This window comes from Sphingobium fluminis (assembly GCF_037723805.1).
In the GTDB taxonomy this organism is placed as follows: Bacteria; Pseudomonadota; Alphaproteobacteria; order Sphingomonadales; family Sphingomonadaceae; genus Sphingobium.
In genome coordinates this window covers 499,685-523,624 of record NZ_JBBJUK010000001.1, presented here as the reverse complement: position 1 = coordinate 523,624, position 23,940 = coordinate 499,685, and the positions used below count along the sequence as shown (strand labels likewise).

The 23,940-nt window shown below is 56.7% G+C and carries 18 protein-coding genes and 2 pseudogenes; 9 read left to right on the top strand and 11 right to left on the bottom strand.

Annotated features, from left to right (window positions below; translation table 11 throughout):
• Positions 1-183: 183 nt before the first annotated feature.
• The 6 genes from WG907_RS02550 to WG907_RS02525 form a co-directional block, all read right to left on the bottom strand.
• Positions 184-1,122 (bottom strand): GDP-L-fucose synthase family protein, encoded by a 939-nt coding sequence (locus WG907_RS02550; protein WP_340231020.1) that lies wholly within the window; start codon positions 1,120-1,122, stop codon positions 184-186.
• A 744-nt stretch (positions 1,123-1,866) separates the two neighbouring features.
• Positions 1,867-2,769, bottom strand: coding sequence for a GDP-mannose 4,6-dehydratase (locus WG907_RS02545; protein WP_340231019.1), 903 nt, complete (start codon positions 2,767-2,769; stop codon positions 1,867-1,869).
• Between the two features lie 131 nt (positions 2,770-2,900).
• Positions 2,901-3,932, bottom strand: coding sequence for a GDP-mannose 4,6-dehydratase (gene gmd / locus WG907_RS02540; protein ID WP_340231017.1), 1,032 nt, complete (start codon positions 3,930-3,932; stop codon positions 2,901-2,903).
• Between the two features lie 30 nt (positions 3,933-3,962).
• Positions 3,963-5,654: a glycosyltransferase family 4 protein gene (locus WG907_RS02535; protein ID WP_340231015.1), complete on the bottom strand. Its 1,692-nt coding sequence runs from the start codon at positions 5,652-5,654 to the stop codon at positions 3,963-3,965.
• Positions 5,651-6,847 carry a glycosyltransferase gene (locus tag WG907_RS02530; protein WP_340231014.1) on the bottom strand — a complete coding sequence of 399 codons (1,197 nt, stop codon included), beginning with the start codon at positions 6,845-6,847 and terminating at the stop codon, positions 5,651-5,653. The genes WG907_RS02535 and WG907_RS02530 overlap by 4 nt, the downstream gene beginning before the upstream one ends.
• On the bottom strand, positions 6,844-7,263 hold the full coding sequence (locus WG907_RS02525) for a DUF4214 domain-containing protein (RefSeq protein ID WP_340231012.1): 420 nt from the start codon (positions 7,261-7,263) through the stop codon (positions 6,844-6,846). Before WG907_RS02525 ends, WG907_RS02530 begins: the two co-directional genes overlap by 4 nt.
• Before the next feature lie 193 nt (positions 7,264-7,456).
• Here WG907_RS02525 and WG907_RS02520 point away from each other — a divergent pair, with 193 nt between their 5' ends.
• The 3 genes from WG907_RS02520 (at position 7,457) to WG907_RS02510 (ending at position 11,425) form a co-directional block, all read left to right on the top strand.
• A complete protein-coding gene (locus WG907_RS02520) occupies positions 7,457-8,122 on the top strand; it encodes a hypothetical protein (protein WP_340231011.1) in 666 nt (221 codons plus the stop codon).
• A 166-nt stretch (positions 8,123-8,288) separates the two neighbouring features.
• Positions 8,289-10,073 (top strand): type I secretion system permease/ATPase, encoded by a 1,785-nt coding sequence (locus WG907_RS02515; RefSeq protein WP_340231009.1) that lies wholly within the window; start codon positions 8,289-8,291, stop codon positions 10,071-10,073.
• Positions 10,074-10,105: 32 nt separating this feature from the next.
• A complete protein-coding gene (locus tag WG907_RS02510) occupies positions 10,106-11,425 on the top strand; it encodes an HlyD family type I secretion periplasmic adaptor subunit (protein ID WP_340231008.1) in 1,320 nt (439 codons plus the stop codon).
• 288 nt (positions 11,426-11,713) lie between these two features.
• On the opposite strand, the gene WG907_RS02505 is transcribed toward WG907_RS02510, so the two are convergent.
• Positions 11,714-12,394, bottom strand: a complete 681-nt coding sequence (locus tag WG907_RS02505; RefSeq protein ID WP_340231007.1) for a hypothetical protein — start codon at positions 12,392-12,394, stop codon at positions 11,714-11,716.
• A gap of 324 nt (positions 12,395-12,718) precedes the next feature.
• On the opposite strand from WG907_RS02505, the gene WG907_RS02500 reads away from it, so the two are divergent.
• Both WG907_RS02500 and WG907_RS02495 read left to right on the top strand, forming a co-directional pair.
• On the top strand, positions 12,719-13,468 hold the full coding sequence (locus tag WG907_RS02500) for an HAD-IIB family hydrolase (RefSeq protein WP_340231006.1): 750 nt from the start codon (positions 12,719-12,721) through the stop codon (positions 13,466-13,468).
• A 151-nt stretch (positions 13,469-13,619) separates the two neighbouring features.
• Positions 13,620-14,208: pseudogene (locus WG907_RS02495) on the top strand (IS5 family transposase); the annotation flags it as partial.
• 13 nt (positions 14,209-14,221) lie between these two features.
• On the opposite strand, the pseudogene WG907_RS18170 reads toward WG907_RS02495, so the two are convergent.
• Together WG907_RS18170 and WG907_RS02490 are read right to left on the bottom strand one after the other, a co-directional pair.
• A pseudogene (locus tag WG907_RS18170) lies at positions 14,222-14,561 on the bottom strand (transposase); the annotation flags it as partial.
• 49 nt (positions 14,562-14,610) lie between these two features.
• A complete protein-coding gene (locus WG907_RS02490) occupies positions 14,611-16,185 on the bottom strand; it encodes a hypothetical protein (RefSeq protein ID WP_340231005.1) in 1,575 nt (524 codons plus the stop codon).
• A gap of 424 nt (positions 16,186-16,609) precedes the next feature.
• On the opposite strand from WG907_RS02490, the gene WG907_RS02485 reads away from it, so the two are divergent.
• A complete protein-coding gene (locus tag WG907_RS02485; RefSeq protein WP_340231004.1) occupies positions 16,610-17,554 on the top strand; it encodes a WcbI family polysaccharide biosynthesis putative acetyltransferase in 945 nt (314 codons plus the stop codon).
• 455 nt (positions 17,555-18,009) lie between these two features.
• Here the strand turns inward: WG907_RS02485 and WG907_RS02480 are convergent, their stop codons facing one another.
• Positions 18,010-18,828, bottom strand: coding sequence for a class I mannose-6-phosphate isomerase (locus tag WG907_RS02480; protein ID WP_340231003.1), 819 nt, complete (start codon positions 18,826-18,828; stop codon positions 18,010-18,012).
• Between the two features lie 30 nt (positions 18,829-18,858).
• Entirely contained in the window at positions 18,859-20,028 is a 1,170-nt protein-coding gene (locus WG907_RS02475; RefSeq protein WP_340231002.1) for a polysaccharide biosynthesis/export family protein, read from the bottom strand.
• 776 nt (positions 20,029-20,804) lie between these two features.
• Between WG907_RS02475 and WG907_RS02470 the strand changes: the two genes are divergently transcribed.
• The 3 genes from WG907_RS02470 (at position 20,805) to WG907_RS02460 (ending at position 23,940) form a co-directional block, all read left to right on the top strand.
• Positions 20,805-21,914, top strand: coding sequence for a KpsE/RkpR family capsule polysaccharide export protein (locus WG907_RS02470; RefSeq protein ID WP_340231001.1), 1,110 nt, complete (start codon positions 20,805-20,807; stop codon positions 21,912-21,914).
• A 134-nt stretch (positions 21,915-22,048) separates the two neighbouring features.
• A complete protein-coding gene (locus tag WG907_RS02465) occupies positions 22,049-22,702 on the top strand; it encodes an ABC transporter ATP-binding protein (RefSeq protein ID WP_340231000.1) in 654 nt (217 codons plus the stop codon).
• The gene (locus WG907_RS02460; RefSeq protein WP_340230999.1) at positions 22,699-23,940 is read left to right on the top strand and encodes a glycosyltransferase family 4 protein; all 1,242 of its coding nucleotides are present in this window, start codon (positions 22,699-22,701) and stop codon (positions 23,938-23,940) included. The genes WG907_RS02465 and WG907_RS02460 overlap by 4 nt, the downstream gene beginning before the upstream one ends.

Below are 23,940 nucleotides of genomic sequence, written 5' to 3'. Positions count from 1 at the left end.
AGCCCGGAAAGCGGAGCCGGAACTCATCGGACGTCACAACCCGCACCACTAATTCCCGCTGAAATATATTTTCGCCGACAATACTCATGACCATCTGATAGCTCTCCGGCTCACGCCCGAGAAGCAGCCGATATACCCATTTGACATCGTCAGGTGTAACTTGTCTTTCCATATGGCTCTGCCCTATCTACGAACGTTGGGAAAGTTTTCCGCATACCAGTTGTACGTCTGCCGAACCCCTTCGCGGAATGATATTTGCGGCTTGAAACCAAGGCCCAGCAATTTCGTTATGTCATAATCACGGAGCATCTGGCCATTGGGCTTGGTTTCATCCCAGATGATCGGCTGTTTATAGCCCACGACATCTGCGATCGTCTCGGCCGTCTCCCGGATCGATATAGGATTTCCGCTGGCGACATTGATCGGGCCTTCTCCAGATTCTGCCGATAGGATCAGGGCCTTGGCCGCGTCCTTGGCAAATAGGAAATCGCGCTGGGCGGCACCGGTCCCCCACACCTCAACCTGACTTCCCGTTGTCACAGCGCGGTGAAATTTCGAGATCAGCGAAGGAAGGACGTGCCCATATTGTTCGTCGAACTTGTCATGCGGGCCGTACAGATTTGTGGAAATACAATAGGCATATTGTAACCCATAATGTTCCCGACAGGCCTCTAGCTGGGCCAACATCGCCCTTTTGGCATGTCCATATGGCGCTTCCGATCCGTGAGGCGCGCCCTGCCACAAATCATCCTCTTTCATCGGCAGCGCAATGGTATCCGAGTAAATGGCCGTCGTACCCATGGCCACAAATTTGGTCACGCCATTTTGCACTGCAGCGTCGATCACGTTGATATTCATCCGCGCATTGTCAGTGAAAGCAGCGGCTCGGTTGCGGAGATTTCCCATAATACCTGAAACACGTGCCGCGAGATGAAACACAAGATCGGGCTTTACATGAGCAAAAAGGTCGTGAACCGTCTGTTCCTTAAGAAGGTTCGCCTCTTTACTGGCAATGGCGGTCACATCAGTGAAGTTCCGCTCGCGGAGCTCTTCTACAAGAGCCTGCCCCATTACACCGGAGGCACCCGTTACGAGAATTTTCTTCCCGCTCAGCTCGCTCACCATCGCTGTTAACACCCCCAAAACGCGCCATGCCACTGAGAATCGCCGAAATTTTAGTCGAAGCAAATTGCGATTGCAAGTCGAAATTGGACACCTTCACGCCGGGCTATTCTATAAAACTATTGGGCATATGCTTTGATACGCAGAAAGATATACTATTCTGCGTGCGTGAATCTGCAAAGCCATAAAGCATTTCCCGCTGTTACATATTTTCTCGTCTCTTCTAAATACTTGGAATTTCAAGCCATGTGATAGCGTGGCCGTTGGGCTCGTCGAAAGCGCCTCCCGTCGCACCTCCGTAGCGCCTCAAGCGTCGCCACGGCCCGCCTTATATGCCGGTGGCGCACTGGCTCGACGGCGGCCAACCCCGAACGGCGCGCTAATGGCTGCGATTCGCATGACCGATCACCTTAACGGTCCTGAGCAAGCACCCAAATGGCGGTCGCTCGCCGACGTGCCATCGCGATCCGGGCCTTAACGGCATCGCCAAATATGTTTTGCACCGGCGAAATCCGGTCACGACTGGGCATCTTTTAGGATCCAACAGGAAAGGGCCATGCCAGTGCCCCGCGTTTCCATCTTGAACTCGGCTCTTGAATTTAGGGGTTTGTTCCTGCGTCGGCATTCTGCTCGAGGCTTCCCAGGGCACAACCTTACCATAGCCTGAAAGCCAATATGTTCATGATATCCATGGTGGATAATATCACAAGTTGTAGTCGTTCCGGCCTTTCGTAGATATTTACTCTAATATTTCAGCATCCAATTCAGAGTTTCTCGCAGAGGAATTCTTTCCTGATTCTGAATGAGAGAGTTCAGCCTCGAGCGGTCACCCCACAATTCCTTTATTTCATTCGCGCGTACCAATTTGTGATCGACAACAACGGCGAAATCATGGTTGGATAACTCTTTGATGATTTCCAATATGTCGTCCAGTCTGTACGCTTGGCCGGAACATATATTGACGACCTGACCAATCGCCTGCGGATTATGCAAAAGTTCGAGATAGGCGCCTACGACATCCCGCACATCGGAAAAGTCACGAGCCACGTCGGTGTTGCCTAGTGTAATTTCAGGCTCCCGGCGACGGACATGGTCGACGATCTTGGAGATAAGGAAATCAGTCGACTGGCCGACGCCAGTATAGTTAAAAGGCCGGGTAATGATAATTGGCAGGCGACTGTTATAGAGACGGCTTACATATTCCATGCCTACTTTGCTGACGCCGTAATCGTTCACCGGGTCGGGTGTCATGTCTTCGGATATCGCGCCCAAGCGCTGATTGCCATATACATTTGCACTGCTTGCGACCAATATCGCGCTGGGCGGACGATCCAGTTGCGCGAGCGCGTCCAAAAGATTTCTCGTCCCTAGCAAATTGGTCCGATAAAAAGATTCGACATCAGCGCGTCCCACAAAGGCGGCGCCCGCCAGATGAACGACCTGATCGGGTTTGACGGCATACACCAGCGCTTGCACGGCAGCCGGATCGTTAAGATCGCACGCATGCTGCACGGCGACCCCATCGAGCGGCGGGCTTTCAGACCTCACCAGCCCGTGTATTTCGACGTTCGGAAATCGCGAGCGCATCCGCGCGATCAGATGTTGGCCGGTGAAACCTCCGACGCCGGTAACGAGCATTCTCGTCATAATGCCATCCAGTCAGACTGCGTGTTTCGCAAGCCGATCACCGAGTGGAGCCGGTCCACCCGGTGAGTCGCCACGCATCCTGCTTCTACACGACCAACGTGTCACTGCCCAAAAGGCTGCGACACCATGAATCAAAAGGATGCGCCTGTCACGTTGCGCTGCAGATCGGCATCCACCATCATTTTGCACAGTTGCTCGAGCGTCGTCTGAGGTTTCCATCCGAGCTGCGCAGCAGCTTTGGCAGGATCGCCGATCAGCAATTCTACCTCTGCTGGTCGGTAAAAGCGCGGATTGATCCGCATCACCGTCTTTCCATTCTGGTCGACCGCGACTTCATTTTCTTCGCTGCCGCTGAAGGAGACATCGATATCGACCGCTTTGAACGCCAGGGATACGAAATCGCGCACGGTCTCCGTCCGATTGGTTGCCAGCACATATGTATCCGCGACATCCGCCTGGAGCATGAGATGCATGCCTTCGACATATTCCTTGGCGAAACCCCAGTCACGTTTGGCATCGATATTGCCCAATTCCAGGCATTCCAGCTTTCCCAATTTGATCTTGGCTACCGAATCCGTGATCTTGCGCGTCACAAATTCGCGCCCCCGCAATGGGCTTTCATGGTTGAACAATATGCCACTGCAGCCAAATATGTCGTAGCTTTCGCGGTAATTTACCGTGATCCAATGCGCATAAAGCTTGGCGACGCCATATGGACTGCGTGGGTAAAAAGAGGTCTCTTCAACCTGGGGGACGGCTTGCACTTTCCCGAACATTTCCGAAGTGCTCGCCTGATAAAAGCGAATCTTAGGATTAACGATCCGGATGGCCTCAAGCAAATTGAGCGGCCCGATGCCGGTGATTTCAGCGGTTGTCACCGGCTGGTCGAAAGATACGCCCACGAAGCTCTGTGCTGCAAGATTGTATACTTCCGACGGCTTGGCAGTGTCCAGCAAGCGAATGCTCGACGCCAGATCGGTCAGATCATACTCCACCAGATGCAAATTTTCATGATTCTGAATGCCTAGTTCTTCGATACGCCAGAAGTTCACGGAACTCGTTCGACGATAGGTGCCGTAAACCTTGTACCCCTTGTTGAGCAGCAGCTCCGCCAGATAGGCACCATCTTGTCCGGAGATACCGGTAATGACCGCAGTTTTCATCGTACCTCGCATGATTTTAAATTATTTATATTAGGATTGCTGACGGGCAGGCCGAATCTCAACACGATTGATGGAAATCATTAGCCCCTTGTCAACATAAATTACTACCTCAAAATCGGTCACATCCGTTTCGAACAGAACTTGACGCATCAACATCGACCCGGATGCCTCGGCTTCGTCGAACTGGCGATCGACACCCGCCCGGATATTCTTGCCAATTTCGCATGCGACCATAGCCTGACATTTGCCGGACGACCCGGCAAGCTTATCGAAAAAGATTTCGATGTCATAGCTGCCCTTTTGCACGCCTATATATGGACCGAAGGTCAGCGCCCCTGCGTCCCCGGTTGAAAAAATGATGCCGCCACAGGCCAGACCGGCCGATGTACTCATCTCATATCCGGGGGAGAATATGATCGGTTTCGGTGGCTGCCGTTCAATGATCGAAGTGATGGCGTTCTTCACGGCCACACCCGTGTCCGCCCATTCCCGCTTACGGTAATTCTTCACGATCTTCATATGAGCGGCGTCAAGCGCTTCCGCCGACGTTGCAAAGTGATGGATCTTGTTCGCCCACTCACGGGGATTCCAGGCGTCGGCATAGATAACGAGATCGCCGCCTACTTCCGGGATCGATCCCTGGTCGGACGCGATGACGACTTTGCCAAAGGCCAGCGCTTCTCCAACAGGAAGGCCCCACCCTTCATAGAAGGATGGATAAACGAAGAATTTCGCTTGCTGATAGAGGAGGGCAAGCTCGGCATCGGAAACATGGTTGAGAATGACGATCTTGTTTCTCACCAGTGGGTCGAGCTCAATATCCTTGAGCAAATCGCCGACGCCCCATCCGGCCATGCCGATGAAAACCAGCTTTGGAACGTCTTGGAGCTTACCCTCACGCGCGAGCAAATGATAAGCGCGATATAATACTTCATGATTCTTGCGCCGCTCAATTGTCCCAACGAACAGGATGAACGGTTCGTCCATCGCGCGCACGACGGCATCACTCAATTTGGCGTCATCTTCGACGGTTGCCGGAGCGACATTGTCGCCGAGGGGCATGACCGCGGTAGGAACTTGCGGAAATCCCATCTGGTCGGCCAGGCGGATATAGTCGCTTTCCGATTGCCGCGAAATACACAGGACAAGATCGGAAGACCACGATACTTTCGTGAAATACTGCTTGAAATAGGCTGCTACCTCGCCGACGCAGAATTGCGGAAACAGGATGGGGATCAGGTCGTAACAGCAAGTAACGAACCGAATGCCCATTTTTCGCTTGAGATCGGCGAAAAGATCGGCAGCGCCGCTATCCCAATCCAGCCCAACCGAAATGATGATGTCGCCAAATCCGAATTTTGGCCTGGGTTTCGGGGGCGCAGCAGGAAGAGGGTCGCGATCCGTCCGGGAGGTCGCGCTGGCGGCCGCGATCTTTTTCTTGCTCGAAAATAATTCGAACGTGGAACTTCTCGGAAAACGCCGGGACGGCTCCGGCCAGAACTGCCCGGTTTCGAGCTGCCTTTCTTCATCGTCCGGAAAATAGGGAACAAACGCGCCTTTCTCCAGCACGCATTGCGAAAAGCGATCACCATAAAGCTTGCTCAGCTCTTTGCAGAGCTCCTGCTCGACACGGACGATCCCAACCGCAGGACGCGTCCAGTTGACCGTCGTGGTGACATTCATCCAGATGCGGGGGATATGGACGGGGGCGTGATCCGTCATGCCACGCGCTCCATCGCGCCGACTTCGCGGATGATGCTGGACAGCGTCTCTTCCCAAAGAACGGCGCGCCGCCGATCACGTTCGTCCATTGTCAGATCCAGCCGGGGTTGCATAAAAAAGGTCCGGATCGCCCGGTTGAAGCCTTGGCCGTCATTTTCCACGACAATTCCGCGACTGCCGACAAACTCCTCAAAACCGCGCATCGCGGATTGGGTCCCTACGACGTAGCGGCCCGACCAGATCGCCTCGGCCGATTTGAGGTTCGTCCCGCCCCCATGGGTAATGGGCAACAAAACCATGTGCGCCGTCGCCAGCAAGCCGCGCAACATGCCGCCTGACACTTTCCCCGCGTCTATATAGATCGCGGACAGCCCACCCGCCTTGTGAAATTGGGGACTGTCCTTGATCGACTGGCCCGCACCGCCGGCCACGACCAGTTTTGCGCCTGGCGGGAAGCTGCCTACGCCTTTGCCGAAAATTTCGAAAAAGCCGTCGAGATTTGGCGGATGAGCGCTTGCGCAATAAAGGGCGAAGGGCTTTGCGTGGGTCAACTCGTTCGCCGATCGGATATCGTCGAAGGAGGCAACGCCGTCCGCCACACCGTTCGGCGCGAGAAAGGGCGGCTTTTTGGAATATTGGGCCGTCCAGGCACGGTCGCCTTCGGATACGCAGAACACCAGATCGGCGGACCGGATAGCATCAAGCTCGCACTCCAGGACCTTCTGGCGAAAATCCGCTGCGTCCCGACTGCCGAACCATCGTTTGGCTATCTCATATTTCAGAGCGCTCTCAATATTATGCGACGAATAGACGATGCGTGCCCGGCCACGCAGCCTTGAGCGGTTGAATTTCTGCGCGAATCCGAAGAGCCAGGGCTGCTCGACGAGGATCAGATCAGGCGACCAGTCGATCCGGTCAGCCAACTCACGAAAATAGCCTTCATTATGGACCGCAAGTTGTCCGATTGCCCAATCTTCCATGAGCGCTGGCCGCTCAAGAAACTCTTTTAACGCCAGATCGCCCGGATATTTCAGGAAATAAGGACTTTTGTCATAGGACGGATGTCCAAGGACGCCCGCAGTGCGGACTTCATGACCGGCAACCCCAAGCAGGCGCACGATATTGGTCACACGGTGCTGACCGCCATGAGTAGGATTTTCGATAGGATAGGTGCCGACGGTCAGGATTTTCACTGCGGCTTCTCCTGCTCGATGTGGACCGAAAGGCGGTAAACATGGTTTTCCAGCGCTCGCAAATCCTTCAAGAATGTTTCGATCTTAAAAAGAAACACGAGGGCCTGAACAAAACGACCCAATAAAGGGATGGCTGCCAGCGATCGGTATATGCGATAGGATTTCAGGCCCGCGAGCGGCTCTTTGCGAGAGGCGAATTCGCGCGACGATGCGATATTGCTGATGATTTCGTAACGGCTTACACCTGCCCTCACAAGGCTGAGATAATATGCATTACCTTGGACGTCCGGTTTGCGCTTCAACAGCTTCGCATACACTTCCCAGACAAATTGTTCGTCGTAGAAATTCAGGAAATAGGAGGCATGGAGCGGAGCACTCGGCGCACGCGCTGGAGCCTCGGCATCATAGGAATCCATCGTAACGCCTCGCCGCCCCGCATTAGAGATTGGTGCCCGCCCGGTCACCACAGTCCTGGTCGCCTCATCGGACGCTGTTGCAATGCACAAAACGGTCGAACTTGCCAAGTGCTAAGTTTGCAAGGGCTTTTCCTTTCCGACCGTCCGTCCAATAGCCTCGCCCTTGTACATAAGAGTACAACATTGCACTTATGTGCCGATCCGGGATTTATCGATTGAGGAATGGCACAACATGTGTGCGATGAAGCAGAAACTACGCTGCCTGGAGGAGCAGATCCTGTTGCTGGAGGCCCGACTCGCCGGATTGAGCAGGACCGTGGCGTCGTTGGCTGTGGCGGAGCAAAGCGGCGGCGCGATGATCCATATCCCTGGCAACATGCACAAGGCTGCCTCGATAAGCGAGGCAGGCGTCAGGCTGAACGCGGCAGGCTTTCCGATCCTGGCGCGGGACCTGCTCGTGGAATTTTCCGACCCCGCAAACATCATATATCTGGGCGTCGGGTGGTGGGGGACCGAACCTTGGGGAACCTGGGGACGAAAGAGCGCCGAACTGCGCTTCTGCCCCGGTGAAGGCTATGTTGGCGGCTATCTCGAAGTGCATCTAGGAGTTCGGAGCGTCGTGCCGCTGGAAGGTCAGCGCCCAACGCTGAAAATTCTTGCCAACGGCTTTTTTCTTGGAGAATTCTCCCTGAGCGGCTTGCAGAAAATGGTGCGCGTGCGCATCCCTCCCGCGGCGATCGGCGAAGGCGATATCCTCATGGTGCTTGTCCATAGCGACCCGCAGACGCCCGAGCCTGTAGGGGACAATCCGGACCGGCGAACGCTGGGCATCGGCCTGGCCTCGCTGTTGCTGCCTTAATGCCGCTGGCTGGCGAAGCGGGCGTGGCTGGACAAAGGATGGCTGGACCGGCGCATTCCGGACGCGTAGGCACGCCACGCGTCAGCAGAGGGAAATCAGCGCGAGTCATTTACTCGGCCCGGAGGGTCTGGCAGCCGCTTTACCTGATCATGGAGTGCTCGAAGTGGTGACAGGATCACGGCCGCCAACGATCGGCGAGCGAATGCGGGCCGTGTCGGCTTCGGAATTGGGGCTGGCTTTGCGGCGTTATCGGTCAGCATTCTGGATCGTGGCGCTGCTCACATCTGCGCTCAACATCGTCCTTCTGGGCGGTTCGATCTATATGATGATCGTATATGATTCGGTGCTGCCAAGTCACAGCCTGCCGACGTTGGCCGCACTGTTTTTGCTGTTGATACTGGTTTACGCGTTCCAGGGGTTCCTCGACCATCTGCGTTCACAGATTCTGAACCACGTCGCCAACGGCTTTGGCCGGCAATTGGTGCGCCGGGTGCAAATCGCCATGTCCGACGCCGTGCTGTCGGGTCGGTCGCGCGATGACGAGGGGCTGCTTGCCATGCGTGATCTGGACGCAATCAGGGCATTTTTGGGCGGGCCGGGGCCCGCCGCCATCATCGATTTGCCCTGGTCGCTCTTTTTCGTCGCCATCATGTTGATGTTGCATCCCTATCTGGCGCTGGCCGTCGCTGTGGGGGGTGCCGTGCTGCTGGCGATCACACTGCTGATGAACCGGGTCAACCGCCCGGCCGTCGAACGGGCGACCAAGATAAACGGCATTCGCAGCGCGGTGTCCGACCGCGACTTGCGCCATGCCGAACTCCACGTGGCGCTCGGCATGCGCGAACGGCGGCAGGACCAGTGGAACGAGGTGAATGAAACCTATCTTTCGGTTCAGGCGAGTCTCAGTCATAATCTAGGCCTGGCCTCCGTGCTTTCGCGCATCATGCGCCTGTTCGTGCAGTCGTCGGTGTTCACGGTCGGCGTGTTGCTGGTGCTCGACGGCAAAGCCAGCGGCGGGGTAATCTTCGCCGCCTCCATCCTGTCGTCGCGCGCCCTGGCGCCGATCGACCATATGATCGAAAGCTGGCGCAACCTGACGCGCGCGCGTCAGGGTTGGGCAAGGTTGACGATGCTGCTGGAAGCCATGCCAGCCAAAGACCTCGGCCGCACAATATTGCCACCGCCCCAGCGGGAACTCGCGGTCCAGCAGCTCAGTCTGGCGCCTCCGGGTGTCCGGTCGGCCACGGTCAGGGGCGTAACCTTTCGTCTCGCGGCCGGGGATGCCGTCGGCATATTGGGACCGAGCGGCGCGGGCAAGACCTCGCTCGCCCGCGCGCTGCTGGGCCTGTGGCCCGTGCTGCAAGGTTCGGTGCGTCTCGACGGAGCGACGTTGGCGCAATGGGACCGCGACAGGCTCGGCCAGTATCTCGGCTATCTGCCTCAGACGGTGGAACTGTCCGAAGGAACCGTGGCGCAGAACATCGCCCGGTTCGAACGGCACGCCACGTCAGGCGCGATAATCGCCGCGGCGCAGTCTGCTGGCGTCCACGACATGATCGTCGGACTGCCCGATGGCTACGAGACCCAGTTGGGCGAGGATGGGCTTCAACTGTCCGCCGGTCAGCGTCAACGCGTCGGCCTCGCGCGCGCGCTCTATGGTGATCCCTTCCTGGTGGTCCTCGATGAGCCCAATTCGAATCTCGACCTCGAGGGCGAACGGGCACTGGGCAGGGCGATCCAGTCGGTGCGATCCCGTAAGGGGATCGCCATCATCATAGCCCATCGTCCCGCGGTGCTGGAATCGGTCAACTATCTTTTGCTGATGCGCAACGGGCAGATGGAAATGTTCGGGCCAAGGGAAGACGTTATCAGGAAGATGGCATCAGCGGTTCCCCGAGCCACGGGCGACCTGGAAGCTGCGTCCGGCGCTTCATCGGGTGCCCGCGCATGAACGGATCGCAGAACCTGCCGGAAATCGCGCCTATGCAGTCAGACCCGGGCTCCGAAAGCATGGCCTATGATCCCGATATCGCGATCGCCCGCAAGAGTCGCCATGCACTATGGGCCGTGCTCGCGCTCATTATGGTGCTGGTCATCGGCGGCGCCCTTATTCCGATCGGCGCTGCCGTCATTGCCAGTGGCCGGATAGGAATCGAGGGCCGGGTAAAGCGCATCTCGCATCAATATGGCGGCACTGTCGCGACCATCGCTGTGACGGATGGCAGCAGCGTAAGCCAGGGACAGGCGCTAATCCGGCTTGATGACAGCGTGTCGAGCGTCGACGCGACACTTTCGTCTTCCTCTGCGGACGAACTCAGGGCGAAGCTCGCCAGGCTCGATGCGGAGCGCCTGTCGCTGCCGGCCATACGCTTTCCGGACGACCTGTTACGCCGGCGCGATGCGTCTGCCCGGCGTGCCATGGCCGATGAGGCGCGTCTTTTTGCGGTGCGTAACCGCCAGATGAGCGGGGAGATCGCACTTCTGCGGACGCGGGTCGTTCAGGCGCGTGAGGAAATCGCCAGCTACCGCGCCCAGATAGCGGCGCTCAGGGAGCAGGGCGTGCTGATCCAGCCGGAACTGGAAGGCTTGCGCAAGCTTTACGAAAAACAGCTGGTCACGATCGGGCGCAAATCACAGCTTGAACGCGCGGCCGTGCAGATTCAGGGGAGCATCGCGGCGTTGTCAGCCAATATCGCCGGGACCGAGGCGAAGGTAGCGGAAGCCGAAACCGAAATTCTTCAAACAGCCCAGCGCAGGCGTGCCGAAGCAGGCGTCGAACATGAAGAGCTCAAGGTCGCGCTCAATCAGCAGGACGTGCGCCGGGCTTCTGCGGGAGAGGCGCAGAACAGAATGGTTATCCGGGCCCCGGTGGATGGCGTGGTCGAAAAACTGCGCGTGCATTCCCCCGGCGAACTGGTCCGTCCCGGCGACCAACTCATGGAAATCGTGCCCCGCAACGATATCCTCGTCGTCGAGGGTGTGGTTGCGCCCAGCGACATCGATCAGGTGCGCGTCGGCCAGCCGGCACGCATCCGCTTTTCCGCCTTCAATGTCCGTACGACGCCCGAGATCACCGGGAAGGTGATCTTCGTGGCATCCAATGAGACCACCAGCGAAGATAACCAGCGCAGCTTCTATACGGTGCGACTCGCAATCGATCGGCGCGCCGTGGCGGACGCGGGGTTGGCATTGCGGCCGGGCATGCCGGCCGAGATATTCATCTCCACCGGCAGCCGTTCCATGCTGTCCTACGTCACCAAACCACTGGTCGATCAAATGGCGCTGGCGTTCCGGGATAATTGACGGCTCACGCGGTGGGCGCCAAACCTGTCCGTCACGTCGCCGCTTGATGGCGGAGACTCTGAGGGGCGATCCCAGCCGGTGTTCGATTTTTCGGGGAACACGATAACTGCGGCGCTGGACGTAACCCATATACACGCGCGGGAGCAGCATTCCGGCAACGCTGCCCGGTTCGCGTCACCATCGCCTCTCATTCACAACCGCTTCAGGCGTTTATATTGAAGCGTTTTTCAGCCATCAGGTGATCGGCTTCGCCGAACTGCGTTTCATCTGGTTGGAACCGCTCTAAAATCAGCTCGGGTTGAATGTCCTGAACACACGAGCCCATTCGCCTTCGTCGCCTTCCCAGCCCGATTCATCGCGAGCGATGACGTGAACCTGCGCCCGGTCGATCGTCTTCGTCAGGTCGAGCGCGTGACGATCCTCATAGGTCACGAAGACATAACTGGCTTGGCCGCTGGAAAGAATGTCGCCAGCCCTCATGATTTTGTCGACGGCATCATATGTCAGGACGACATCCAGGTTGGCGCATTCCGTCGATACGTGATCGAGGTTGTTCTGCGAGTTAGACCACATGAATATAGTCTTCTTCGCCTGCGCCATCGTCTTGAGGTTCGATGCAGTGTAGCTGAACTTCCCGCGCAGACTGTCGAGCCCTTCCTGGCTGGAATAATAATTATGCCAGGGATCAATAAACTCATGATAAAATAAAATATTCTCCTTGACCCATTCGGGCTTACCGCACGCCCAGCCAATCTCATCGAGACTTTCGGGGAGGGGCAATCCTGCTTCGATCAGCTTGAGCGTGCTTCCCGACGGTGCGATGATCCAGTCAAAATAAGTGCTCAATTGAATCGGATAAGACGCCCGCAAAACATCGCCGATCAAACTGATCTGGGCATTGATCTGATGATTTGTCTGACAACTGCAGCCCAACGGCAGTACGGCAAAATTTTCGTCGGTATAAGCCATTATGATCGATCTAATTTTCTTGTCTGGCTTGTCAAGCCTCAGCCGCCCCGGGGTAGCCGGCATCAGGGACTGTGCTGTGGCGCTATGTCCCGCTTGCCTCGCCGCATCGGGTCGATGTCGTGCAAGCCGTGTTTCTTTTCTGAAGGACCGGGATTTTGCGTGTCACCCGAAAAACCGGAATATTTTGCGTCGGCGCTCGCCGGGGCGAGCGAGCCTGCGTGACGTCAGCCCGCAAATTTCTGAAGTACGCAATCCGCTGGATTGCACGGAGGGCACCGCATGGTTAGGAGCGACGCTTAAGTAATTTGGCAGGAGATAGCCTAGATGAAGCAACTAATAGCTTTTGACCTGGACGGTACGCTTGCCGAGAGTAAGCAACCGCTGCAGGAACCAATGCAGGAGGCGATCGCCGATTTGCTCACGGTTGCCCACGTCGCGGTAATATCCGGCGGCGACTGGCCGCAATTTGAAAAGCAGGTCGCCAGCAGACTTCCCGGCCGGGCCGATCTGTCCCGTTTGTGGCTCATGCCCACTACAGGGACTAAGCTCTATACGCACCAGAGCGACTCATGGTCGGCGGTCTATGCCGAACTGTTCGACGACGCCCAGAAAGCGGCTATATTCCAAGCGTTCGACGCTTCACTTGAAGCAACAGGTTTCGTCCCGGAGCAGACCTGGGGCGAGCGTATCGAAGACCGCGGAAGCCAGATCACTTTTTCCGCCCTGGGCCAGCAGGCGCCCATCCATGCGAAAGACGTGTGGGACCCCGATTTCGCCAAGCGCCGGATTATTCAGGCAGATTTGCAGGCACGTCTGCCCGGGCTCTCGATCAACATGGGCGGCGCGACTTCGATCGATATAACGAGCAAGGGTGTGGACAAGGCGTACGGACTTAAAAAGCTGCGGGACGCAAGCGGCATTCCGCTGGACGACATGATGTTCATCGGCGATGCGATTTTCCCTGGCGGTAACGACTATCCTGCCAAGCAACTAGGGCTCGACACTATTCTTGTGCGCGACCCTGAGGAAACCCTGTCGGTCATCGCGACCATCGTCGCCTGTTACAAAAGATAGGGCTGCGGCCGGAAATTCGCGCGGACTTGCTGGATGCTTGTCCTCGCGCGGTTTTTTCGGAGGGCGATTGGCGAACCAGGCTCAAGACCTATTAAAAGGGTTACAGAGATTCTGATTGGTTGATTCAATGGCGGCGTGAGGAGGCGCTGCCATGAGTGATCTGATCTGGTTGTCGGAGGCGCAGATGCGCCGGATCGAGCCGTATTTTCCGCTGTCGCATCGGGTGCCGCGTGTCGATGATCGCCGGATCATCAGCGGGATCATTTTTGTGATCAGGAACCGCCTGCGGTGGCGCGATGCGCCTGCCGATTACGGCCCGCCCAAGACGATCTACAACCGCTTTATCCGCTGGAGCCGGCTTAGCGTGTTCAACAAAATCTTCGCAGGCCTTGCGGCGAAGGGGGGAAGCCGGATCAGCTAATGATCGACGCGACCCATCTGAAGGCACATCGCACGGCAGCGAGCCTGTCAAAAAAAGGGCTGTTCCCCGATATATCGGACGCACCGAAGGTGGCCTGAACTCCAAGGCTCTCCTGAGCTTGTCGAAGGGCTCCATGCCGTATGCGATGGCAAGGGCAGACCGCTGGTCATGCCGCTGAGCGAAGGCCCAGATGAGCGACCACAAAGCCTGTCTCTGAGCGGGACTAAGGGGCGCAGCCCTCATGATTGACGCGACGCCCAAGGCCAAAGCCCTGCTCGGTGACAGAGAATACGATGCCGACTGGTTCCGCGCCGCTCTGGCAGACCGCAAGATGCTGTGAGTTTGATGAAGCCGAGAAAGTTTGCGGGAGTTTGTCGTATCGCGTGGCGATGCGTCGGTATTGCTTGAACCTGGCGAAGAAGCCCTCGATGCCCCACCGGTTCTGGTAGGCGATGTGGTCGTCGCCGTCGTGAGGCCGCTTGCGCTGGCGGCGCGGCGGATGACGACGGTTCCACCTTGCGCCGCCATCTTATCGCACCGGCTGTTGGCATCATAGGCTTTGTCAGCGAGGACTATTGGACGTTCAGACCCTCGATCAGGTCGTTTGCGGCCGCCATGCATCTGCTGCCCGGGACCAGGGTCGAAGCGTACCTGCAGACCAGGCGCATGGACCGGGCCCGCCTCGTTCGAAATGCTTTTCGCAAGCAGCGTGTTCCAAGGCCTATGCTCCGACTGAACTAGCGGCCGGCTTTGCCACGATATACATGCCATAGACTTCAACGCTGCCTATCACAGATAATCTGGGCTCTACGAGCGCCTGGGGAATGGTGCATTCGAAGACAACGCTGATTTCGCGTCGCCCCGTTATGTCAAAAGCCATTTTCGGGGTAAGGTTGACCAGTCCTCGTTGGGCGATGACGTTAATAAACACATTGGGCTCCAAGGGCGCTCTGCCTCCCTTTTCCGCTCTGACATCGAAAAAGACTTCATAAGATCCTGCGGGCAGATCGAAATGAGGGCCATAGCAAACAAGTCCCTCTGATTCCGACACAAATCTGACGACCGAATATCCGTCTGACGGGCTCATCTCGAGCAAGGATCCTTGCGGCAGATATACGGATGAAGGTGAGAACCGCAAAAGATTGTCGGGGTCATTTTCGTTGCGATGACCGTAACTGATATAAGGCGCCAGCGATCTCAACGGCAGCGAGCGCGCATTCGCTTCCAGGAGAAGCAGTGATTTGAGAACCTTCCCGTTGAACACCCTGCTGCTTTCAACAGGAAAGGAAAGATCCGGCAAAAACAGGGCGTCGATGTAAGCCTGGGTAGAAGGCGAAAGGTAATATGTCGACGGCGCCAAAGCGCTGAGACCGCCGAAATCCAGCTTGAAGCACCCGAGGGCGATTTTTTCAATATCGGGAAGCATGTCGGAATAGGCCAGATCTTCGTCAATGGCGAGTGAACCTCGGAAACGAGAGGTGTCGACCGCGACGCCATGTTGCTTAAGCAGGCCGTTGAGATCGGCTTCACGTTGTCCCAGCGGCAATTCGAAACTGACATCTGCCTGGACAACGCAGTTCAAAGTGCTCCAAAACCAAACGTACATAAAGATAAAATAAAGCTCGGCTGTCGACAGGGACTTGGCGACACGTTCATAGAAATTATGTTCTTCAGCGTACATCGCGTTTGAAAAGATAGGAATATCCACAAACTTCAACGTCAATGCACGGGCTATAGGTACGATGTTGAACGCGTAGACCTGACAGACCTGCGCCAGAAAATACCAGTTGCCATGTCGGGCATTCCATCGATACGACCGAAACTGTGATCGGGGATCGCGGATCAAACCAATGTGAACGCCCCCAAATCTCTTTCGCAACCAAGAAATCCGGCCTTGCGTCCGAACCTCTTTGATTACCGGGCGCAGACCACGGCTTTTGGCCTCTTCCAACAGAATATCTATATAATTTTGAAGAGGCGGATGATCGTCATCAGGCCCCAAAAACATCCGCTCCGTCCCAAATGCCTTGCGAAAGCCTTTGACGCCCCCCATCGGCAGCTCAAGCGCCGAAAAAAAATCCCCCTGCTGGTTGGGTCTCTGTAATAACTGTGGAATATTGCCGAAACCCTCATGGAGAGGTTCGTATATTTTTACCACATTCTCCTGTATGATGAGGTGGTCCAAGACATAAGTACTCGAAGACCGAAATGCAGCATGTATAAATATAGGTTCATCATGCAAAACATCGTGAGTGGCGGAGGCGTCAGGCCTTCCCTCATCATTCACCAGGTCCAATATGGTCTCCATTTATGTGGTCGATCGCCATGCAGCGCGGTTTGACGGACAAGCGAAGAGATTTAACAGGTCCAAATTGTCTCACGCATGCGACGTGCCCCTCCATTAAGGCAGTAACTGTGGCATAGTGACAGAAAAATGACAAGATGGCCGTATCTCCCGATCTGTTTGCGACACGGGAATTGTCATGGCCCATGGGTTATAATTCGAATCGTTAAAATTGGGTAAATCCGTCACGATCACCTCGTTATCCAAGATGAAGCACGCCGATCCCAGTTGCCCCGACAAATATTTCGGGCTAGATTCATTCTATATGGAATTCAATTGATTCAATTCGGAGCTCAATTTAATTTATAAATCCTAGGTGGCACCGTCAAATATCGCGTCTTTGGCCTGCTAAGGCCATGATATTGGAGGAAAATAAATGAATGACAAACCTGTTTTCGTCATTTTTGGGAATAGCTCCGCCGAGGCTCTTTCAAATATCGTAAGATCTGTTTCCATTGTTTCCGATGAATATGATGTGGTTTATCGCAATAGCTCCAGGTCCACGGCAAGTCCGGTCGTTATCGACGGTGACCTTGCGGCGCGTCTGCGGATCGGTTGGATTCAATATGATTTGAAACACAAACTCGATTTAAATAGCATTCCGCCCAGTGCCGATATTTTGACATTTCCCGATCTCAATTGTTCGGCACTTTGGCCATTCCATATCGCAGACCCACTGAATTTTGCTAATGGCGTGCCCGGCGGGGCCATACCCTATGGCGATCGGGCGGTCATTCGATTGTCGGATACACCCGATCTTACCGCCGATCGATTATGCGCCGCATATGAGGCGGAGTTGGCGACGGTCGATCACGATCTGCTCTGGGCTGCCCAGATTCAACGCTGGAAGCAGATGGACAGTTCATGCCAGGTACAGATGACGCAGTTTTTGACATCGCACTTTGGTCTTCGAAAGCTGTTTTTGACACCGGATCATCCCACATCTTTATTGCTGCTGGAGCTTTTGCGGCAGATATTGAGCTTCAATCGCGCGCTGAGTGGCGCCCAGATTGGGGCTATCGCCAAGAAGGCGGTGGATACTTTGTCGATGGAGCCTTTCCGGGCCATCGAAACGCCTGTTTTCCGCTCGGTGGCGAAAAAATATTCGCTCCAATGGTGGGATGAGGGCGATCACTATGCGTCATTCGACCAGAGCGTGACTCGCGAGCAGTATCTGTATAATTATTATCTGACCCGGCGAGCCCAACTGCCACCCGCGACAGCGCTGGAGGTCGAACCACAAACCGAAAACGTCATGTCGGCAATCAGATCGCAAATAGCGCGGTTCTTTGACATGATTGCGAAGCGCGCTGATCACTAGTCTTGCTCAGACGATATCTGGCGACATGTTTATAGCCGCTTGCGGAGGCATAGAGCATCGGTGCTTGCTCAAGGGCGGTCTGTTGAGGAAGACGGTCCCGCGATGGATGGAAACCTGATTCGATCCTCGCGAGGTTGAGGTGCGAGGCACCGACGAAGGTCGGATCAGATGTTTTCCGATGGTTATTTGGAACTCCGTGTCCGCCCCCCCCATTGCGAGCCAAGCGGGAGTTCGGGAGCGAAACGCCGGAGGTCGCGCTTGACCATCTGTCCAGCGTCAAGTCCAACCGGAACGGGCAAACGCTTCCTCCCTGGCGACGGCCGCAGTTACCAGGACCGCGCGTGGCTTCACCCTTTCCCAAGGCCTGATCGCACAGATTGCTTTGCCCGGTCGCATGCCAATGGCATTTAGCGGGCAGTCCACCTGAACCGTGACAATCTCAATCTTTCGGAAATCTAGTCTGTGGGGCGCTCGCCCGCCAGTAGCGCGGACGTTGTGCTGAATACCGTCAGTTGGCTGCGCCTATCGAGCAGCCAGCATTGACCTGGAGCCCAGGGCTGGCCGTCGATCGTGCCAGCGCCTTCCAACGGCGTGAACCATATGCGGTCGGAGTCGGGCAACGCGACCTCCTCACTCGCCTCCCACGCCACCAGGTCCAGCCAGAAAGGCGCCTCATGCGCTGACACCAGCTTTGTGCCTCCGGTCGCACGCGTGGTCACAGGCGCCCGCCCATAGGGCGCCAGATGACTTACTGCCGCCCCCTGCTCCAGATGTAGTTCGCGCGGGCGGCCATAGTCATAGATCCGATAGGTTATATCGGCATTTTGCTGCACTTCAGCGAGCGTGATGCCGGCGCCGATGGCGTGGACCGTGCCGGCGGGAATGAAATAGCAATCTCCCCGTTGCACCTGCTTCCAGTCGATCAAATGTTCAAGCGATCCATCGAGCGCGGCGGCGCGGAAGGCATCGGGCGACAGCGGTTCGACAAGGCCGATACCCAGCCTCGCATCGGGTTCGCAGTCCAGAATATACCATGCCTCTTCCTTGCCCCGCGTCAGCCCTGCTGCCTGCGCCTCCTGGTCGTTGGGATGGACCTGGATAGACAGGCGCTCGCTCGTGAAAATATACTTCACGAGCAGCGGCAGCGCCTGTTCAGCCGCGCCCTCATACCAGATTTCGCCGATGCGATCGCCGGCAACATCAGTAAACGGCGGCGGCAGCACGGTTTTGCCCCAAGGCTTTTCGACGGCTTTTCTGTCGAGCATCTGTGCCATGCGGTATATCCTGCCCTTCTATCCGGACGCTCAGTTGGAAATGGAGTTTTCGGTCTGAACGATCGGCAAGGCGGCTGACGTAATGACGCCGATAAACCGCTGGAAATCGGCGACCGGGCTGTTGGAAACATAGAGGATGTCGCCATTCTTCATGGCGAAGCCCTGCATCGCGAAATAGGTGGCGGGATCCTTCATATTGGCCTGATAAATAACCGGAACGCGGCCATCCGCGCGGATAATGGCAGAGCCCGCTCCACCCGCCAGAACCGCGGGATCTTCCCATCGGAATACAAACACGCCCTTCGCATCGGCACGGCCATCCTGCAGCCCGCCGACCCGCCCCATGGCCTGCGCCAGCGTCAGGCCCGTTGCTTCGAAATTAACCTCGTCATTCCGGCCCGTAGCACCAAGAACGGTGAAGCTATAGGGTTGATAAAGCAGGGTAACAACATCATCGGTCCGCAGGGCGATATTCTGCCGGACGTCGCTGACGACTGCGGTCAGCGGCATCGAATAGACCTGCCCTCCCCGGCCGACCTGAACGGTAATCTTGGTGATCGGCTGGCGCGTGCCACCGGCTGCCGCGACGGCATCAAGCAGCCGCTCGCCCTTGGGGGTCAGCGGCATGCGCGTGCTGTTGACCACCTCGCCCACGACGGTGACCGTCGCCGTAGCGTTCCGGGTCAGGCGGACCATGACCTGCGGCAGATGGGCTTTGCCGCGCAACCGTTCGGTAATGTCACGTTCGATCTGGGGCGGAGTCTTGCCCGCCACGGTTACGAGACCCGCGAACGGCACGGAAATCCGACCGGACGGGCCGACGATGAAATCCGGAAGCGACGTGGACCGGCTGGTCTCTTGCGAAGTCGACAGCGCCGACACACCGAAAAGCGCCGCAGGCGGTGCTTCCCAGATCGTGATTTCCAGCACATCACCCGAATTCACGATGGTGCCGACCTGTGGCGGCCCGGCCAGTGTCTCGGCAAAGCCGGGGACTGGCCGGCTGCGCAATTCCCGGCTTGGCGCATCGTTGACATCCAGGACTCGAATGCCGTTGACGACGCCCGTCGATGTCGAGTTGAGCACCGACTGCCGGCTCGGCCCGCTCGACACGCAACCTGAAAGAAGCAGTAGCGACGCTGCAATGGCAGGCAACGCGCCGATATCGGCCCGGACAGGATTTTTGAAGAAACGAGGCATGAAAACTCCCACGCGCCGAGTGCATTGCTCGCGGGGCGCGTTAGCCTTCTTCCAACTATAGATACCCATTTTTTGCAAGTGGTTTATCCGTACGATCCGGCGAAATGCAGGGATCCCAGGCTGCGTGAGAGACTAGGGATACCCGGTCGTCGGCGGAATTGACTGCCGTTCTGCGATCCGCCTTGTCTGGCCATGAGCGGTCGCCCTACATCGTGACAGGCTGTAGCGGCAGCTCCAGGATCAAGTTTCAAACATGGTGCCTGATCGTGAAAATGCTCCCTCGGGACGGGACAGCCGGCTACCGGGTCTTCGGCCTATGTTGCCCCGAGGTTGGCAACCGCGCCTCCGCCTGAAGCCGCAGGCATCGAACGCGTTCCGCGATCTGATCAGGATCGAGATCGGACGCGATTTCGGCAATGCAACCTGCGAAAGGTGGTGGACGGTGCCGAGGGCGCGGCCATATTTCGACAGGGATTTGTAGAAAGGGAGTTCACCAATGATGCTGCAAGTGCGATCTATGAATTTCGCATAATGTCGATTCGGCGATAATCGAGAGCCCCCCGCGCTGTTATGGCGCTCGTCTGACCTATATCGGGCAGGCGCGATCGATCTGCCGGCCCGATCGCTGCACAAGGCAAAGCCGGCCTAGCGATCTGCTAGCAGTTGCAAAAGATCTTCGGCTGGGGCAAGGATAGCGGCGAAGCGCGAGAGGGGGTCAACCCGCTCATTTTGCGTTCGAGACATTAAGATTTCTCCTGTTTTGGTCGGAAACGCGAATGAATATGGATTTCAGGGGCAGGGTTAAGTCGATCAATCCTCTCTTCATCGTTACTGTCATTATTCCTACCCTGCTGGCGGTCCTCTATTTCGGCCTACTCGCTTCCGACGTTTATATCTCGGAATCGCAGTTCGTCATTCGCAGTCCCGACAAAAAGATGCCTTCCGCACTGGATTCGCTGTTTCGTACCTCGGGAATGTCGACGGCGGGTGACGAGATTTTCGCCGTACAAAGCTATATCGAATCCCGCGACGCGCTGAAGGCGCTCAACCGCGATGGTTCGATCGCCCGGGCCTATTCCGATCCCCAGATCGACATGTTCGCGAGGTTCGGCGCGCTGGGCCAGGACACGACCTTTGAATCACTCTATAAATTCTACAAAAAACGGGTCGAGATAAACCACGAAACGTCCTCGACGATCACCGCCATGCATGTGCGCGCATATTCCGCGCAGGACGCGCACAGGATCAACGAAAAGCTGCTTCAGCAAGCGGAGACGCTGGTTAACCGGATCAACGACCGGAGTCGCGAAGACCTGATCCGTTTTGCGACGGCCGAAGCGCAGAATGCAGAAAGTGCCGCCCAGAACGCGGCGATCGCGCTTTCGGCATTCCGCAACACCCAAGGCATTCTCGATCCCGAACGCCAAGCAACGGTTCAGTTGCAACTGATATCTAAGCTTCAGGACGAGCTGATTTCGACGAAAACGCAACTGCTGCAACTGCGCGCCTTTACGCCCGACAACCCACAGGTCCCCGTTCTCCAGACACGTGTGTCCGGCTTGGCCCGGGAAATTGATCAGGAAATCGGCAAGATTGCGGGCGACAAAGGCTCGCTGGCAGGCGCTGCCGTTCAGTTTCAGCGGCTGACGCTTGAAAATGAATTCGCCCAGAAACAGTTGGCCAGCTCGCTTGCTTCCCTGGGCGATGCCCGCAATGAAGCGCGACGCAAGCAGGTTTATCTTGCCCGCATTGTCCAGCCCAACATACCTGATGAAGCATTGGAGCCGCGGCGTCTTCGCGGTATATTGTCCACCTTCGGCTTGGGTCTGGTCGTGTTTGGCGTTCTCAGCATGCTGCTGGCCGGCATCAAAGAACATCGTGATTGATGCATGGAGATGAACCGATCCGGCGGTAACTGGCGCCTCGAGTCAGACATGAGAGATGTCGCGCCATGGGCGGCTTCCTCGTGGAGGCCGATTTTCGCACCACTTCCCGACATATCTCATAAGGTCTTTGCCGAGTGATCCGGGTCCAAAATCTCTGGAAAAGCTATCCCACGCGTCGCGGCATGCGGACGATCCTGCGCGACGTGAGCCTCGACATTCATCCCGGCGAAAAAATCGGCATTCTGGGACGAAACGGTGCCGGAAAGTCGACCATGATCCGGTTGATCAGCGGTGCCGAATTGCCCACTAAAGGCCGGGTCGAGCGTGAGATGAGCGTATCATGGCCACTGGCCTTCGGCGGCGCCTTTCAAATGTCGCTGACCGGCCTCGACAATCTGCGGTTCATATCCCGCATATATGGTGTCGATGCCTATTCGAAGCTCGATTTCATCGAGGAATTTTCGGAACTGGGAAGCTATATGCGCGAACCGGTGTCCAGCTATTCGGCGGGCATGCTGGCTCGGCTTGCATTCGCCATATCGATGAGCGTTGAGTTTGATTGCTTCCTGATCGATGAAGTAATCGCCGTCGGCGACAAGCGATTCCATGATAAATGTCATGTCGAACTTTTCGAAAAGCGAGCCGATCGCGCGATGATCTTCGTATCGCATGATGCCGGGTATGTGATGGAGCATTGCGAGCGTGCGGCCGTCCTCCACGATTCAGAGCTGACCGTGTATGATACGGTGGACGAAGCCTATCACATGTATAATGAGACCCAGCGTTGAAGGGAAATAGTAAGGGCGTAGCTTTCCTTGCCTATTATCTGAGATACTGGCCGGAACGGTATAGGGAGGCACATCGCGCACGCGCAGCCAATGCCTCCCGTTTCATTTACGTCGACGTCTCGATCATCTTCCGGCGGGACAGCGGCACAGGCATCCAGCGCGTCGTCCGGGCGTTGATGGCACAGTTGATCGCATCTCCACCCAGGGGAGCCATGATCGTGCCGGTGGTGGCGACCAAATACCGCCCCTACAGGGCTATCACGGTCGATGCCTGGCTATCCGGGGACCAGAGCGCGCTGGATCGTACAACCACCGTGGTACCTCGCCCGCGCGATATCTTTCTTGGACTCGAACTGGCGGCTCATTTGATCCCCCGCCATCGCATTCAGCTTCGATGGTTGAAAAGTCGAGGCGTGCGCATAGCCCTGTTCCTCTACGACCTGCTGCCAGACCAGAGCCCCCAATATTTCACGCCCGCCAATGTGGGCAAGTTCCGGCCCTGGCTCGCGTTTCTGATTGCCCGGGCCGATGCCGTCATCTGCATTTCCCGGACCGTCGCCGAACAGCTTCGGCAAAAGCTTCCCGCTCGACAGTCGAGTGACAATGCGCCTTCGATCGCGGTGATTCCCATGGGCGGCGACATACTCAATTCGGCGCTCCGTCTGGGCGTATCGGATCGTGAGCGGCGGTTTCTGGAGACGTTTTCACCTGATCAGCGGACCATCCTCATGGTCGGCACCGTCGAGCCTCGAAAAGCCTATGAAGTGGCACTTGATGCGATGGAGTGGTTATGGCGCCAATCCGCTGGCCAGAATGTCAGATTGGTCATCGTGGGCCGCCGCGGCTGGCGCTCGGATAGTCTAGAAGATCGGCTGGCGCATCACCCGGAGACGAACAAGCGACTTTTCCGCCTGGACGATGTGAGCGACGAATATCTTGACGCGCTGTATCACGCGAGCAGCGGCCTGCTGATGACGTCTTATGCCGAAGGGTTCGGCTTGCCCGTGCTGGAAGCATTGCAAAGCAAATTGCCCGTCCTCGCGCGCGATCTGCCGGTCTTTCGCGAACTGGGCCATCCTGGCCTATCCTATTTCGAGGATGACGGGTCGGATGCTCTGGGCGATGCCATATTGAACTGGATCAGCCATAAGCCGGTCGACCACGCACCCGCATCAACGAAAAGTCTGACATGGAAAGATGCGGGCGCCAGGCTGAATGAAATACTCGATAGTCTGTGA